Annotated in this window: 11 protein-coding genes and 2 pseudogenes; 6 read left to right on the top strand and 7 right to left on the bottom strand. The window is 58.3% G+C overall.

The window, feature by feature from the left end; genetic code table 11:
* The first annotated feature begins 914 nt into the window (after nt 1-914).
* Complete coding sequence (locus MM194_RS09065) at nt 915-9,455, top strand: glucoamylase family protein (RefSeq protein WP_241343384.1); 8,541 nt, start codon at nt 915-917, stop codon at nt 9,453-9,455.
* Between the two features lie 66 nt (nt 9,456-9,521).
* Here MM194_RS09065 and MM194_RS09060 read toward each other — a convergent pair whose 3' ends face one another.
* Nucleotides 9,522-10,247, bottom strand: coding sequence for a Crp/Fnr family transcriptional regulator (locus tag MM194_RS09060; protein WP_241343383.1), 726 nt, complete (start codon nt 10,245-10,247; stop codon nt 9,522-9,524).
* A gap of 450 nt (nt 10,248-10,697) precedes the next feature.
* On the opposite strand from MM194_RS09060, the gene MM194_RS09055 reads away from it, so the two are divergent.
* Nucleotides 10,698-11,006: a hypothetical protein gene (locus MM194_RS09055; protein ID WP_241343382.1), complete on the top strand. Its 309-nt coding sequence runs from the start codon at nt 10,698-10,700 to the stop codon at nt 11,004-11,006.
* 193 nt (nt 11,007-11,199) lie between these two features.
* On the opposite strand, the gene MM194_RS09050 is transcribed toward MM194_RS09055, so the two are convergent.
* Nucleotides 11,200-11,517 (bottom strand): BON domain-containing protein, encoded by a 318-nt coding sequence (locus tag MM194_RS09050; RefSeq protein ID WP_241343381.1) that lies wholly within the window; start codon nt 11,515-11,517, stop codon nt 11,200-11,202.
* Between the two features lie 163 nt (nt 11,518-11,680).
* Nucleotides 11,681-11,907, bottom strand: a pseudogene (locus MM194_RS09045) (hypothetical protein); the annotation flags it as partial.
* Nucleotides 11,908-11,928: 21 nt separating this feature from the next.
* On the opposite strand from MM194_RS09045, the gene MM194_RS09040 reads away from it, so the two are divergent.
* The 3 genes from MM194_RS09040 (at nt 11,929) to MM194_RS09030 (ending at nt 13,261) form a co-directional block, all read left to right on the top strand.
* Nucleotides 11,929-12,180, top strand: a complete 252-nt coding sequence (locus MM194_RS09040) for a GlsB/YeaQ/YmgE family stress response membrane protein (RefSeq protein ID WP_241343380.1) — start codon at nt 11,929-11,931, stop codon at nt 12,178-12,180.
* Nucleotides 12,181-12,362: 182 nt separating this feature from the next.
* The gene (locus MM194_RS09035) at nt 12,363-12,830 is read left to right on the top strand and encodes a VOC family protein (RefSeq protein WP_241343379.1); all 468 of its coding nucleotides are present in this window, start codon (nt 12,363-12,365) and stop codon (nt 12,828-12,830) included.
* 20 nt (nt 12,831-12,850) lie between these two features.
* Nucleotides 12,851-13,261 carry a low affinity iron permease family protein gene (locus MM194_RS09030; protein ID WP_033130410.1) on the top strand — a complete coding sequence of 137 codons (411 nt, stop codon included), beginning with the start codon at nt 12,851-12,853 and terminating at the stop codon, nt 13,259-13,261.
* Between the two features lie 380 nt (nt 13,262-13,641).
* On the opposite strand, the gene MM194_RS09025 is transcribed toward MM194_RS09030, so the two are convergent.
* The 3 genes from MM194_RS09025 to MM194_RS09015 are packed head-to-tail and all read right to left on the bottom strand — an operon-like array spanning nt 13,642 to nt 14,569.
* Nucleotides 13,642-13,899: a hypothetical protein gene (locus MM194_RS09025; RefSeq protein ID WP_241343378.1), complete on the bottom strand. Its 258-nt coding sequence runs from the start codon at nt 13,897-13,899 to the stop codon at nt 13,642-13,644.
* Between the two features lie 59 nt (nt 13,900-13,958).
* Nucleotides 13,959-14,375: a BON domain-containing protein gene (locus tag MM194_RS09020; protein WP_033130412.1), complete on the bottom strand. Its 417-nt coding sequence runs from the start codon at nt 14,373-14,375 to the stop codon at nt 13,959-13,961.
* Between the two features lie 41 nt (nt 14,376-14,416).
* Complete coding sequence (locus tag MM194_RS09015) at nt 14,417-14,569, bottom strand: DUF3309 family protein (RefSeq protein ID WP_202963148.1); 153 nt, start codon at nt 14,567-14,569, stop codon at nt 14,417-14,419.
* A 202-nt stretch (nt 14,570-14,771) separates the two neighbouring features.
* Between MM194_RS09015 and MM194_RS09010 the strand changes: the two are divergent.
* Nucleotides 14,772-14,909 (top strand): annotated as a pseudogene (locus MM194_RS09010) (IS5/IS1182 family transposase); the annotation flags it as partial.
* Here the strand turns inward: MM194_RS09010 and MM194_RS09005 are convergent.
* A complete protein-coding gene (locus MM194_RS09005) occupies nt 14,903-15,562 on the bottom strand; it encodes an ABC-type transport auxiliary lipoprotein family protein (RefSeq protein ID WP_241343430.1) in 660 nt (219 codons plus the stop codon). The pseudogene MM194_RS09010 and the gene MM194_RS09005 sit on opposite strands and share 7 nt — an antisense overlap.
* Between the last annotated feature and the right edge of the window lie 7 nt (nt 15,563-15,569).

Raw genomic sequence — 15,569 nt, 5'->3', positions numbered from 1 at the left:
GTTGCAACCATGCCTGATATCACATCAGAGGCTGATGCACCGACCGTTTGCTGCAAAAGCCATCACTTGCCTTCAAGCAAGGCTGGTGGTGTGCTCTTGCTGTGATATTTGAGTGGTTACCGTGTCTAAGTTCAGCAAAGGGTGGTGTTGGAAGCACCCATGTTACTGAGATTCTCCCCACACCAATCAACCCACTCGCCGGTTTGGAAGTTGCTAGCGCGATGCAAACAGCCGAATTGGTTGCGCATCGAATATCTCCTTTGATATGACCAAGCTGACTATACCGAGCCAGTGATATCGCTTCGATACTGGGGTTTTGCATATGTCGCGTTTTCAGGCTGACGGGCGGAAAATGTGACTACTTGCTCAGTGTGCCACCCCAAGTAAAACACCCGCTATTTGTTTCAAGGGTGCCGTCGACCCATAAGACGCCCAAGAAATTCACAGCAAAGGGATTTGAACCGGCATCCTGCCTTCCCTTCTTCGGTGGTTACAGATCTGCTATTTCAATACCGCGAATTCGGGGGGGTGACTTGTCCACTGGTAACACCAACAGCAACACCGGCCAGAGTAAACACCAAATAAAACTATAACTAATCAATAACTTACATCGCCAATTCAGACTCCCCCAGCCCAAACGTTTGGAAAAGGCCACTTCGCAAGAAGTGGCCTTTTTTTATCTTGTGTGCCTTAGCGAACCGACAGCCGTCTGTCTGCCCTTCATAGTCTCCGTATTTGCAGAAACCTCGATTGCAAGAGAGCTCGTCCCTGACCAATTCATGATGCCTTGGCAGGTCAATCATGAGCCTTCATGCCTCTTCAATCAGCCGCAACAATGGAGCAAGCATGCGAATGCCAAACCGGGTACGCCGTGAATTGATACCTGATGATGGCCAATCATCGAAGGCAGCCCGATGAGTCGCTGGCATGCCAGGCTGTTTGGGCATCAAGCGCCCTGGCAAAATGACGTGCCCATCCGGGAAGAGCTGTTCGGTATCGAGCGGTTGGAGCTCCATGCCATGACGTTGGCAGCTGCGCAAGCTGTCACGACCCAACCCATTGCGGTGCAACCACTACATCGTCGTCTGAAAGAGAATGAAGCGGTCTTGCTCACCGCCTACCAGGCCAGCGCGGCCGAGCTGGAGCAGGGGCGCGAACTGACTCATGCGGCTGAGTGGTTCCTCGATAATTACCATCTGGTCGAAACCCAGATCCAGGAGATCCGCAGCAGTCTTCCCCCCGCTTATTACCGCCAACTGCCAAAGCTGGCAGAGGGGCCGCTGGCCGGCTACCCCAGGGTCTTCGGGATTGCCTGGGCTTTCGTTGCACACAACGACAGTCATTTCGATCCCGAGCTCCTGAGCCGTTTCATCCTGGCTTATCAGCGGGTGCAACCCCTGACCATCGGCGAGCTGTGGGCCGTCTCCATCACCCTCAGAATCGTCCTTATCGAGAACCTGCGCCGTCTGGCCGAGCAGATCACGCTCGCGCGGCGCATCAGGGCCGATGCGGACGCGCTCTGTTCACGGCTCCTTGTCTCTGGCTCTGCCTTGTCCGCACTCAATGAAGAGATTGCCATGCGTGCCGACGGCCCCCTCTCCGAGCTCTTCGCCGCCCAGCTGGCCAAACAATTGCGGGATCAGGATCCACTGACCACCCCCGCCCTCGGCTGGCTCGAAGAGCGACTCACTGCGCAAGGATCCTCGGTGGAAAAGGTGGTGAGACATGCACAACAACGACAGGGAGCCTCTAACGTCACGATCCGCAATATCATCACCAGCATGCGCCTTATCTCGGACATCGACTGGAGCGATCTGTTTGAAGAGATGAGCCTGGTTGACCAGCAGCTACGGGCGAACAGTGACTTTGCCAGCATGGATTTCGCCACCCGCAATCTCTATCGCTGTGCCATTGAGCAATTGGCCCGGTTTTCCCCCCATGACGAGTTGGCCGTCACGGCCAGCGTCTTGGCCGCCACTGCGCAGGCTACCCCGGACGACATCCAGCGAAGAGCACAGGATCCCGGTTATCACCTGATTGCCGAAGGCCGGCCCGCACTGGAAAAAGCGCTGGATTTTCGCCCGCCAGCAGGGCTTCGCCTGCACCGCATCCACGCCAGACTCGGCATTGTGGGCTATATCGGCATCATCGCCCTGCTGACGATCGCCTTGCTGGCACTCACCTATGGCCTCCTCACTGGGCCAGAGCGCGACGCCCTCTGGCTCATCCCCTTCATCCTGTTCGCATGCCTGCCCGCACAGGGAGCGGCCATCGCCTTGATCAACAGCTTCCTCGGCAGTTATCTGGTGCCAAAGCCCTTACCCGCCATGGATCTCCACCACGGCGTGCCCTCCTCGTTGCGTACCCTGGTGGTCATTCCCACCCTGTTAACTTCTCATGCCGACCTGAGGGCTCAGGTCGCCCAACTGGAGGTGCATCATCTGTCAGGGATCGGTGGCGACCTCACTTTTGCGCTGCTCAGTGATGGCATGGATGCCAGCCAGGAGATCATGCCCGATGACGACGCCCTGCTGGCCGACGTCCGTCAGGTCATTGCCGAGTTGAACCACAAATATGGCCCCGGGCCTGCTGGCGATCGTTTCCTGTTGCTCCATCGCCATCGCCGCTTCAACCCCGGCGAAAGCTGCTGGATGGGGTGGGAGCGCAAGCGGGGCAAGCTCCATGAACTGAACCGCTTGCTGCGCGGCGCCACCGATACCAGCTTCATGGCGCTCGATGGGCAACCGCCCACAGTCCCGGGTTCGGTGCGCTATGTGATCACCCTGGATGCGGACACCCGCCTGCCTCGGGATACCGCCAGCCGACTGATTGCCAAGATGGCTCACCCACTCAACCAGGCTTGCCTGGATGCGGATCACCAACGCGTCACCCAGGGCTACGGTATTCTCCAGCCACGGGTCACCCCCTCGCTGCCAATGGAACAGGATGGCTCCTATTACCAGTGGATCTACTCAGGGCCCGGTGGCATGGACCCTTACGCCGCCGCCTCCTCGGACATCTATCAAGACCTGTTTGGCGAAGGTTCTTTCACCGGGAAAGGCATCTACGACGTCGATGCCTTCGGTGCCGCCCTGGAGGCGCGCGTGCCGGAGAACAGCCACCTGAGCCATGATCTGTTCGAGGGGATCTTCGCACGGGCGGGCCTGGCAACCGATATCGAGGTCGTCGAGGAGTTCCCCTCCCGCTATGACGTCAGTATCAAGCGCCAGCACCGCTGGACAAGAGGCGACTGGCAACTGCTGAGCTGGATCTGCCATATCCGACGCGGGTCGGATGCCCTGCCCCTCGTCGGACGCTGGAAGCTGTTTGATAACCTCTGTCGTTCGCTGTTGCCCCCCAGCACCTTCTTGGCGCTGCTCGCGGCCTGGCAACTGCCACTGGATACCGGCATCAGGGCGACGCTGCTGCTCCTTGCCGGGCTGGCGCTGCCGATCTTCTTGCCGCTGCTCTTCGATCTGCTTCCCCGCAGGCGAGACATTTTATGGCGCCATCACCTGGCCAAGATAGGCAACAACCTGCAACGTGCCGCCATGCAGTTGCTGCTCAGCCTGGTCTTTCTGGTCGATCAGGCCTGGCGCATGCTGGATGCCATAGTCCGCACCCTGTTCCGGTTGTCTTTCTCCCATCGTCACCTGTTGGAGTGGACCACGGCGGCGCAAACTGCCGGATCACCACGCCTCGCCTGCGTGGGGTTTTATCGGCTGATGGCGGCGGCTGTGGTGCTGGGGATGGGGGCGAGCGCCATGACCCTGCTCAGTACCCCCACCGCCTGGCCCCTGGTGCTTCCCTTTGGGGGACTCTGGCTGCTGGCACCGCTGGCCGCGTACTGGACGAGTCGGCCCTCCTGTCAGGCCAAGACGCTCACTTGCAGTGCGAAGGAGGCCGTGGCACTGCGGCTGATAGCACGCCAGACCTGGCGCTATTTCGAGACCTTCGTCACTGACCTTGACAACCAGCTGCCACCGGACAACGTGCAGGAAAGCCCCGAACAGGTCATTGCCCATCGCACCTCTCCCACCAACATGGGGCTCTATTTGCTCGCCACCCTGGCGGCCAACGACTTCGGCTGGGCCGGGCTCGGTGCCACCCTCAAGCGACTGGAAACCACCCTGGCAGTGATGCAGCGCTTGCCTCGCTTCAAGGGCCACTTTTTCAACTGGTATGACACCCGAAGCCTGCTGACCCTGGAGCCCGCCTATGTCTCTTCGGTTGACAGTGGCAACCTGGCAGGCCATCTGCTGGTCGTCGCAACCGCCTGCGAACACTGGCAACAACAACCCGGCTCCGGCGCCGCCCGAAGCGGCTTGCAGGATACCTGCCTGCTGGCCGAGCAGGCCCTGCACGCCTATCTCGCCCAGCCCTACACCATACAGTCCAACATGCCACAGCAAGCGATCACCGCCTATCTAAGCGAGATCCACCACCAGCTATTCGGCCAGCAGCCGATGGCGCAGCTGCTGCCCATACTCGCCAAGCTGACGGCGCAAACCGCCAGCATGGCGCACCATTTTTGCCGCAGCGGAGATCAACACGCTGGCGCTGAACTCACCTTCTGGCTGGATGCGTTGAGGCTGGCGGTGACTGAGCATGCGGAGGATCAGCGGTCGTTCCCCCAACTTCCGCCATCATTGCGACTGCGGTTGCAGGCCATCGCCAACGCGGCACGCGCGCTGGCCATGGGGATGGACTTCGCCTTCTTGCTCAATTCACAACGCAAGCTGCTCTCCATCGGTTACTCCCTGACCGATAACCGGCTCGATGCCAGTTGCTACGATCTGCTCGCCTCCGAGGCCAGGCTCGCCAGCCTGTTTGCCATCGCCAAGGGCGATGTCGTCACCCGTCACTGGTTTCGTCTGGGCCGAGCTGTCACCCCGGTGGGGCAGGCCACCGTGCTGATCTCCTGGTCCGGTTCCATGTTCGAATACCTGATGCCCTCGCTGGTCATGCGGACCCCCATCGGCTCACAACTGGAGCAAACCAACCGCCTGATCGTCGCGCTGCAGATCCGCTATGGCCGTGCGCTTGGCATTCCATGGGGCATTTCCGAGTCGGCTTACAACGCCAGGGACCTGGAGTTCACCTATCAATACTCCAACTTTGGCATTCCTCGCTTGGCCCTCAAGCGTGGGCTGGCGGAAGATCGCGTGATCGCCCCCTACGCCACCGCGCTGGCGGCCATGGTCAACCCCGGCGCAGCACTGAAGAATTTCGAGCGGCTGGCCATGCTGGGAGGGGCTGGACGTTACGGCTTTTACGAGGCGCTGGACTTCACCCGGGCGCGGTTGCCCGACAACCAGCAGGTCGCCATCGTGCAGAACTTCATGGCCCATCATCAGGGGATGACGGTCGTGGCCATTGCCAACGCGCTGCAAGAGGGACGAATGCGCACCCGCTTTCATCAAGAACCCATCATTCAAGCCTGTGAGCTGCTGTTACAGGAGCGGATACCGCAGGACATGACCATCATCCGGACGCGTGGCGCAGAGATAAAAGCATCCCAGACCCAGAGCCGCCAGGACGTCAGCGCGGTACGGCGGTTGTTGTCCTCGGTCCATGGCGCCCCGGTGACTCACCTGCTCTCCAATGGCCGTTACTCTGTCATGCTCACCAGTGCGGGATCCGGCTACAGCCGTTGGCGCGACATCGCCATCACCCGTTGGCAGGCGGACAGCACCCGTGACCACCTGGGCTACTTCCTGTTCCTGCACGATGCCCAAAGTGGCGAGACCTGGTCTCCTTGCTCGCAGCCTCTGGGACGCACCACCAACGAGGAGGAGGTCGTGTTTGCCGAGGATCGCGCCCATTTCCTTCATCAGAACGGCCGTCTGACCACCACCATGGAGGTGCTGGTGTCGGGTGAGGGAGATGGCGAGGTACGGCGTGTCTCGCTGACCAACCGTGGCCGCCATCGCCGCGATATCGAGCTCACCTCCTATGCCGAAATAGTGCTGACCACACCGGAAGCCGATCGGGCCCATCCCGCCTTTGCCAAGCTCTTTGTGGTCACCGAATACCTGCCGGAAACAAGGGCGCTGATCGCTACCCGGCGCCCCAGATCCCCTGAGGAGACCGAGGTGTGGGCGGCACATTTCATCATCGTCGAGGGCCAATCCGTGGGGGCTCTCCAATACGAATCCGATCGCGCCCGATTCATCGGTCGCGGCCGGACCCTTGCCTCGGCGCAAGCCTTGCAGCGGGGGGCCCTGCTGTCAGATACCACGGGCACTGTGCTCGACCCCATCTTCTCGCTGCGCCAGCTGGTGCAGGTCCTGCCGGGCGGCAGTACCCATGTGGCCTTCTGGACCCTGGTTGCCTCATCGCGATCGGCGCTGCTCGACCTCATCGATCAGCACCACAATCGCTATGCCTTTGAACGCGCCAAGACGCTGGCCTGGACCCAGGCACAGGTACAACTGAACCACCTGAATATTCAGGCGTCCGATGCCGCCAATTTCCAACGGCTGGCCGCCCCTTTGCTCTACGCCGATCCCCGTTTTCGCGCCGCCTCCAGCGCCATCCTGCAGGGGCTGGCACCGCAGTCCGTGCTCTGGCAACAGTCCATCTCGGGGGATTTGCCCATACTGCTGCTGCGTATCGACGATATCGAGGACCTGGCTCAGGTACGCGAGCTGCTGCTCGCCCATGAATATCTGCGCATGAAGCGGCTGGCCGTCGATCTGGTGATCATCAATGAGCACGCCTCCACCTATGTGCAGGATCTGCAAAACAGCATCGAGACGGCCGTGCGCAGCAGCCAGTCTCGACCGCGCTTCCATGCGGAACTGGCGCAAGGATCTGTGTACACGGTGCGAACCGATCTGATGAGTCCCGAGGTGCGCGATCTGTTGTTCGCGGCGGCGCGTGTCGTGCTGACGGCACGCCGGGGATCGCTGCAACAACAGCTGGCCCGCCTGCCCGACTCTCCGCCGTTCCCGCCCCCCGGGCCTGTCGTCAGGCCACGGCACGCCGCGCCATTCAAGCATCCACATCATCCAGAGCTGGAGTTTTTCAATGGGCTGGGCGGCTTTGCCAAAGAGGGTCGCGAGTATGTCACCCTGCTCACCGATGAGCAGATGACCCCGGCGCCCTGGATCAATGTGGTGGCCAATCCCCACTTTGGTTTCCAGGCCTCCGCCGAAGGCAGTGGTTACACCTGGAGCGACAACAGCAAAGAGAACCAACTGACGGCCTGGTCCAATGATCCCGTGACGGATCCCGGCGGTGAAGTCATTTACCTGCGCGATGAAGATACGCTTGAGCTATGGAGCGTCACCGCCCAGCCCATTCGCGATAGTGGCAGCTATATCGCCCGTCATGGGTTTGGTTATTGCCGCTTCGAACATCAGGCCCATGGGATCCACAGCGAACTGCTGCAATATGTCCCCGTCGCGGATCCCGTCAAGATTTCTCGCCTGACGTTGCACAACCTCACCCGAACCCCACGTCGGCTAATGGTCACCGGTTATGTGGAATGGATTCTAGGCGCATCCCGCCCCCTGACCGCCCCCTATATCACCACTAGGATGGATGCCCAGACCGGTGCCATGCTGGCACACAATCCCTGGAGTACCGCTTTCCCCAACCAGGTCGCATTCTTCGATCTCGGCGGCCAGCAAACCAGCTGGACCGCCGATCGCAGGGAGTTTCTCGGCAACCACGGACAGCTGTCTGCACCCGCCGCGCTGACAAGGCGCCACCGGCTATCCTGCCGAACGGGTGCGGGAATGGATCCCTGCGCCGCCTTGCAGACCGAGATCCTGCTTGCGCCAGGTCAGCGCCTGGAGCTTGTCATCCTGCTCGGCGAAGGGCGCTCGGCCGAACAGGCCAGTGCCCTTGTCACCCGCTATCGTCAGGATCTCGATGTTGTGCAAGACGAGGTGGCCAGCCAATGGCAGGCACTGCTTGGGGCCATCCAGGTCAAGACCCCTGACAGAGCCATGGATATCATGCTCAATGGCTGGCTGTTGTATCAGACACTCGCTTGCCGAGTCTGGGCGCGCTCGGCGTTTTATCAGGCCGGGGGAGCCTATGGTTTTCGCGATCAACTGCAAGATGGAATGGCACTCAGCTTTGCCCAGCCCCAGGCCACCAGACAACATTTGCTGCGCGCCGCGGCGCGCCAGTTTATTGAAGGTGATGTCCAGCACTGGTGGCTTCCTCATTCCGGACAAGGGGTGCGCACCCGGATCTCTGATGACAGGATTTGGTTGGCCTTCGCGACGGGCACCTACATTCTAGACACGGCCGATGACGCCATTCTCGATGAGATCATTCCGTTTATTGAAGGTCCGCAACTGGGCCTGAACGAACAGGATGCCTTCTTCCTGCCAGCCATTTCCGACGAATCGGCCTCCCTGTTTGAACATTGCGCTCGCGGACTGGATCAAGCCATAGAGCTGACGGGCAGCAATGGTCTGCCCCCCATCGGCTCGGGGGACTGGAACGATGGCATGAATCTGGTCGGCAGCGAAGGCAAGGGAGAGAGCGTCTGGCTGGGCTGGTTGCTGCTGCGCACCATCATGCTGTTCGCCCCCTTGGCCCGCTCCCGTCAGGACCCGCGCGCCGAGCGCTGGGAGGCCCACGCCCAGCGGGTGGGGGTCGCGTTGGAACGTAAAGCCTGGGATGGCGCCTGGTATCGTCGTGCGACCTTCGATGACGGCACCTGGCTGGGCTCAAAAGACAGCTCTGAGTGCCAGATAGACTCTATCGCACAGTCCTGGGCCATCCTGTCCGGTGTTGCCGATCCCACCCGTGCCATGACGGCGATGCAATCCCTGGAGAAATACCTGATCCGCTACGATGAGGCGCTAGTGCTGCTCTTTAGCCCTCCCTTCGATAAGCTGACTCAAAACCCGGGCTATATTCGCGGCTACCCGCCTGGATTGCGTGAAAATGGTGGCCAATACACCCATGCCGCGACCTGGGCCATCCTTGCCTTTTCAAGGCTCGGGGAGTGCAACAAGGCTCATAACCTGTTCGCACTGCTCAACCCTATCAATCATGCCAAGAATGCCGCTGACGTTGAGCGCTACAAGGTGGAACCCTATGTCATGGCGGCAGATATCTACTCTGTCGCGCCGCACATTGGTCGCGGTGGCTGGACCTGGTACACGGGGGCTGCAGGCTGGATGTATCAGGCAGGCATTGAGGGCATATTGGGGATACATCGTGAGGGGCATTTTTTACGCATCGACCCTCACTTGCCCAGACATTGGCCAGGATTTCACGCCGAGATAACGATGGAGACCACCCGCTACAGCATAGAGGTAGACATTGGGGAGCCGTCGGAGAGACAAACCGGCACCATTCGACTGGATGGGGTCGCGCTCCCCCCAAGTGATCGCCCCTTACGAGTACCACTGGATGGTGGCCACCATCAGCTTCACATCACGATGGGATGCCATGCCCCTGCGTGCGAGGCTGTGGAGTTGTAATTCGCATCACAGGGGGGAGCATGCCATATGCGTGTCTCGCGTCGACTTGCTGCAATCGGGATGGCGTCAAGGCCTGGGTTTTTTGGGTAGATAGGGTAACAGGCGGTCTGTCTCCGCCTTCACCACGGCATAACATTCGCAGCAGAGCTGCTCAAGCTTGGGTCTGTCCAGCACGGTAATATGACCACGGCTGTACTCGATGACACCCAGCTTCTGCAGCTTGCCTGCCGCATCCGTCACCCCTTCCCGGCGAACCCCCAACATGTTGGAAATCAGCTCCTGGGTCATTGAGAGCTGATCGCCGGACAGCCTGTCCAGTGACAACAGCAACCAACGGCAGAGCTGCTGATCGATGGTATGGTGACGATTGCATACCGCCGTCTGGGCCATTTGAGTCAGCAGCGCCTGGGTGTAACGCAACACCAGATGCAACATGTCCCCATGCAGGTTGAACTCGGTTTTCAGCAAGTTCCCCTTGAGACGGTAGGCATGGCCTGCGCTCTGCACCAGGGCCCGGCTCGTCGTGCTCTCACCCCCCATAAACAACGCCACCCCGATGAGTCCTTCATTGCCGACCACGGAGATCTCCGCCGAGGCGCCATCTTGCATCACGTACAGTAATGAGACGATGCAATCAATGGGAAAGTAGACATAACGCAAGGTATCACCAGATTCGTACAACACCTTACCCAGTGGCAACTCGCTATATTCAAGATGCGGCAACAAACGCTGAAAGACCTCTGCAGGCAAGGCCGCCAGTAAGTGATTCTGCAGTGGGTGATGTGCTGACATACCTTTTCCTATGTTATTTTTTCACCCAACAAGGATATACAAAAATCTACGGGGTGGATAAAAACCAACCACAGTGGTGCCAATGAAGTCTCTTTGATATCGGTTATCTGCGTTGACCTTCTGTTTGCAGGGCAAAAATACTCGTGCCTATGTGCTACAACGAACCGACATCACAACGTCGATACATCAGACTCGAGGGATATTCACCGCAGATGCAATGGCATGAGCCGTGAATTATATGATGTGACAAGAGGAGCCCTGACCCCAGGCTAAGATAATATGATGCCAAATATCATCGCGGGACCGGACAAGTTGTTCTTATATCACTTAATCGCATTGTGGGTAGCAGGCACACCCCTTTAAACCACCCGTATCCGTTTGGTATTGGCCAACGCCGAATATACGTAGCCTGATACCACAGATATATCATATTGAATATGGAGAACGATCATGATCACATCTGACAAGAGTAGAAGTACCGCTGGCACGAAAGGCGCCCCTCAGCCAGAAATCCCCCCCCCTGCTAACGGGACACACCCGGCTGTCGAGCAGATGACCCAAAGTACCCATAAGGTAGTCGACAAGCTCGCCGATGCGGTAAACTCGGCAACGACCACCTTCAACGACAAAAATAAGGACTTACAAGAAGCAAAGGACTCGTATTTCAAAAAAGTACGAACTCAAATCAAGAACAATCCCATGAGTTATGTGATGTTGGCAGTGTTGCTCGGATTTCTGGTGGCCTGGATATTTTTTTAATCCTATAGCGCTCCAAGAACCGTTTTTGGCACAACCCAAGAAAAAGCATAAAACAAAGTTAAAACATGTTCATATATATCAATTTATTTTCGACTGTTAATAAGGAATCATGGCACCACAGATAATACACAGCAGTAAAACACATCGACTGGACGCTGTGTTTTACTGCTGTAGATAACATAAACCATCTCTATTATTTAAGATGCAGATTGTTCTTCACTGACGTCACACCTTCGACACCACTAGCTACGACACCGGCTTTTGAAATATTGGCCTCTTTACTGACGAAACCACTGAGCTGCACTACGCCTTTGAAGGTTTCTACACTGATTTCAGCTGACTTGAGGTCTGGATCGGCAAAAATAGCAGACATGACCTTGGTGGTGACTACGGAGTCATCAATATACTCCCCGGTTCCTTCTTTATTGGCCGTTGACGCACAACCAACCGCCGCGGCTGATAGCAATGCTATTGCTGCAAAGTTTCTGGCAATACTGTTTAGGTTTTTCATGATAAGCATGACTCCAACTTGACGGTAGGGTGCCAATCAACAAGATAACAAGGACAGCATTCTGTCTATGCAGTGGCACTCCCAATAGGCAGTGATTGATATATGAGGAACATTGGGTCAACTATTGACCCCCGACCCTATCTATACTGGTAACACACCTAAACTACCCTTGCTTGCCTATCCCGTCTGTACGCTGCCGAACAAAGTAGGTCATTGTTCGCCGGGATGGGATTAACGGCATCAGTTTCACAGGAATGGGATAATCCGTCTTCTCGATACAGGCTCGCACCACGGCTCGCAGCCACTCCTGCGGGCAACGCGGCCCCGTCGTTTGCCCATCTCCACCAACAACAGAATGCGCTGGCGAAACAACTCGCCGCGATCAGACCACCGAAGAACAAGGAGAATGATATGAGTGAAAACATGCTGTGGTTTCTCATCGTGGGGTTGGTGGCCGGTTGGCTGGCGGGAGTACTGGTCAAAGGGGGCGGCTTCGGACTGATTGGCGATCTCGTCGTGGGTGTGCTCGGTGCATTTGTTGGCGGCTGGCTGTTTAGCACCTTTGGTGTTGCCATGGGCGGTGGTCTGTTCGGCAGCATCCTGGTGGCGACGATAGGGGCCGTCGTGCTGCTCCTGATCGTGCGTATCATCAGACGCGTGTAGGGGCATCCGAGCTTTTTATCCGGAATCCGGACAATGTGCAGGGATGAGGTTCTGAATGGCGGTTCGGCACGCGGCTCGCGTCACACCTGGCGATGACCTATTCCCCGACGCACAGGGATGAGCACTGGCATGGCGCCCCATCGCGAACGCTTTGGAGCACATTCACCTCTTGAGGAGCGGTGATGGCACCCACGCTCGACAGTCTTGACCACGTCCACATTCATGTCGCCAATCGTGCGCAGTCGGAAGCCTGGTACGCACGGGTGCTGGGGTTGCAGCGTCTGCCAGAGTGTGAACCCTGGCTGTCGGCGCAGGGCCCGCTGACCCTGGGCAATGCGACAGCTACCGTCCACCTCGCGCTGTTCGAGCGTCCCGTCGAAAAGTGCCATTCCGTCGTCGCCCTTCGCACCACGGCCGCGGCGTTTCTTGCCTGGCGTGCTCATCTGTCTGCCATCCTCGGCCATGACGTTAAGGCCGTCGATCACCATCTCGCCTGGTCACTCTACTTCAGCGATCCCGACGGAAATCCGTTCGAAATAACGTCCTATGAGCACCAGCAAATAGCAGGGGCGCTGGGCGCAGCAGGCGCCGATCCTCTCCAGCGAGAGGAGGTCACCCAGCCGGGCGCAGCTCCTGATGTCAAACCTTAGCCGCCAAGAAGGAAGCCCCCATGCGCAATGCAGTCTGGTACTCCCGTTTTGCGAAAGCCGCCGCGCATTTTTGCGGCAGACCCAGAGTGTTTTCACTCGCGGTGGGGGTCATCCTGGTGTGGGTGGTCACCGGCCCGTTGTTCGGCTTCAGTGACACCTGGCAACTCGTGATCAACACCGGTACGACGATCATCACCTTCCTGATGGTCTTCCTCATCCAGAATACCCAGAACCGCGACACCGAAGCCATCCAGATCAAGTTGGATGAACTCATTCGGGCAACCCAAGGCGCGCACAACGCGCTCCTCGATCTCGAGGAGCTGGAAGAGGAGAACCTGGACGCGTTCAAGGTGAAGTACCAGGCACTGGCCGCTGCCGCCCGATCGGAACTGACGCTGGGTAACAAAGACACGGGATCACCCGAACCATAAAAGAGCATCCCTCTCATCGTTGCTATTGCCAACGCCTCTGTGGTCCAGTGTGTCGGTGTTTGTCAACGCGGGCCTGCCTTGATGACGTTGTCTGTGGCTGCCGCAACCTTGCCCCAGTCGGGAACTGACTTCTGCGCGGCAGAGCGTCGATGAGTGGCTCGCCCAACACAAGGGGCAGATACAGCTGAAATAAGGTGAGCAGGGTTGGCCCCTGTTCCCATAAAAAGTGGAGCACATCGCAGGCAAGACAGCGTTACCTATCTCCGCCACAAGGGGCGGTAGCCAAGTAGCAAGGCACAAGTTCTCGTGTTAGCAGGAACCTGCGCCTTGGAACGCGACATCTTTCTGAACCCGACGCCCAAAGGCGCAAGTTTGTGTACTCACTTGAATTTCGACTGGGCGTCGGCCAAACCGGCCTTCAGATCGCCCCACATCTTGTCGGCGGTGATCTTGATCTGCTCCCAGGATTCACCGCTCGCCCTGCCGAGTTCTTCCATCTTTTCGGTGGCGGCGCATTGCTTGACGCGCAAGGACTGGATCTCTTCCGCCCGCTTGACTCTCATATCAGCGGTGATGTTTTCCATTTTGGCTTCCAGCAGATTGATCTGGCTGCTCCACTCCTTGAGCTGCGCGTTCATTTTTTCTCTATATGCCTTGTACACTTCCATGATGTTCTCCTTGGATGCAGGTGAGGATATTATTGGGTCGGGGTGACCACCAGCTTGTTAACGACATTCTCGACGCCGTCTACCGCCATCGCTAACGCATTGGCCTTTTCGCTGTTGGCTTGTGAGTCGACCGTACCGGTCAACGTGACCACACCGCCGACGGTGTCGACACTGATCTTCATCGATTTCAGACCGGGTTCGCCGAGGAGCCCGGTTTTGACCCTGGCGGTCACTTCGGTGTCATCCCAGGATTGGGCGTTTTTGGCGCTTTGTTCCGATATCTTGCCTTCATATTCGTCAACGGTTTCGTCGACTTTCTTGCCGGTATCGCTGACCGCGTCGTCTATTTTCTTGCCGGCCTGTTCGGCCGTCCCCGGTTTGTCACATCCGCTCATCCCGAACGCGAGCAGCAGCGAGATGGCGAGAATAGTGTTGCTGTGTTTCATCTGTTTATTTCTCCGGTGCCAGGTTGCCTGGATTAGGTTGCCTAGATTTTGCCGAGCAGAACAAGGATAAGCATGATGATCAGCACCAGTCCGATGAGGCCGCTAGGGGTGTAACCCCAGCTCCGGCTGTGCGGCCAGCTTGGAATAGCACCGATCAATAGCAGAACAAGCACGATCAGTAGAATGGTTCCCATGGTCATTTCCTTCGCCTAAGCGTTGCATATGGGGTGATATACACGACCCATTTCATGGTGATAGTGCAACGAGTCCACCGACCGGGTCTGTTCGCCACCACACAGACCGGGGATACGTTTTTCTACCGAGTCAGGAAGAGGCTCGAAAAAGTCCCTCCCATGAGGTCACAATATCCTCTTGGTACCATGAACGAGAACCAGCGTGAGTCATCAACTGACTTTTGCTAACGGCGAGTTCAACGGCAAACGCCGCCAGACCCGCAAAGAAATACTCCTGTCTCGACTGGAGCAATGGCTCCCCTGGCCCAGGATGCTGGCCGTCATCGAGCCCATCTATCCCTGTGAAGTCCTCTTCTCTTGCCTGCCTTTACTCTTGCCGCGCTTTGGTGCCTCTCCGGTCTGCTGGCTCGTCTCTGGCGCCGGCTGCCAGTTGCCCGCCGCGTCGGCACAAAAATTGGCCAGACGCTGCAAGACCTGCTGTACGGCGCTATTGGCCGCCATCACACCGCCGTAGGGATTATCCTCGACCGCCACCACCGCTTCGTCGAATTCGCGCCAGGCCAGCACCTGGCGGCTGTCGCTATCGACCAAGTAGGCACGCAGGGTGAAGCGGGCACGGCTGGGCGAATGGTCGAACTCATGCTGCAAGCGGATGATGTCGACATCGAGGCGCAGGGAACTAGCTGCAACGCTGGGGGCCAGGACGACGGCGTGGAAGGCACCGGTGCCTTCGAGCGCGGCGACGATGCGCGGGGCTATCATCCTGGCCGGCGTATCGATCCATTCACTGTGCGCAAAATACGCCAGCCGGTAGGGCTCGCGGACGTAGATGATGTGTTGGCTGTCGAAACCGGGCGCTGCACGCGGCGGATTGACGACAAGCGTCGGCGCCCTGTTCGATCGGACCGCCGGCGAGGCGGTCACCGGTGGGACAGGCCCGACGCCGGAAAGCGAATAGAAGGCCGGTGGTGGCTCCTCGGTCCCGCCCAGCATGCTGCAG

This window comes from Aeromonas sp. MR16 (assembly GCF_022549315.1).
GTDB classification, from domain to species: domain Bacteria; phylum Pseudomonadota; class Gammaproteobacteria; order Enterobacterales; family Aeromonadaceae; genus Aeromonas; species Aeromonas aquatica.
This window is presented reverse-complemented; position numbering and strand designations above follow the sequence as displayed.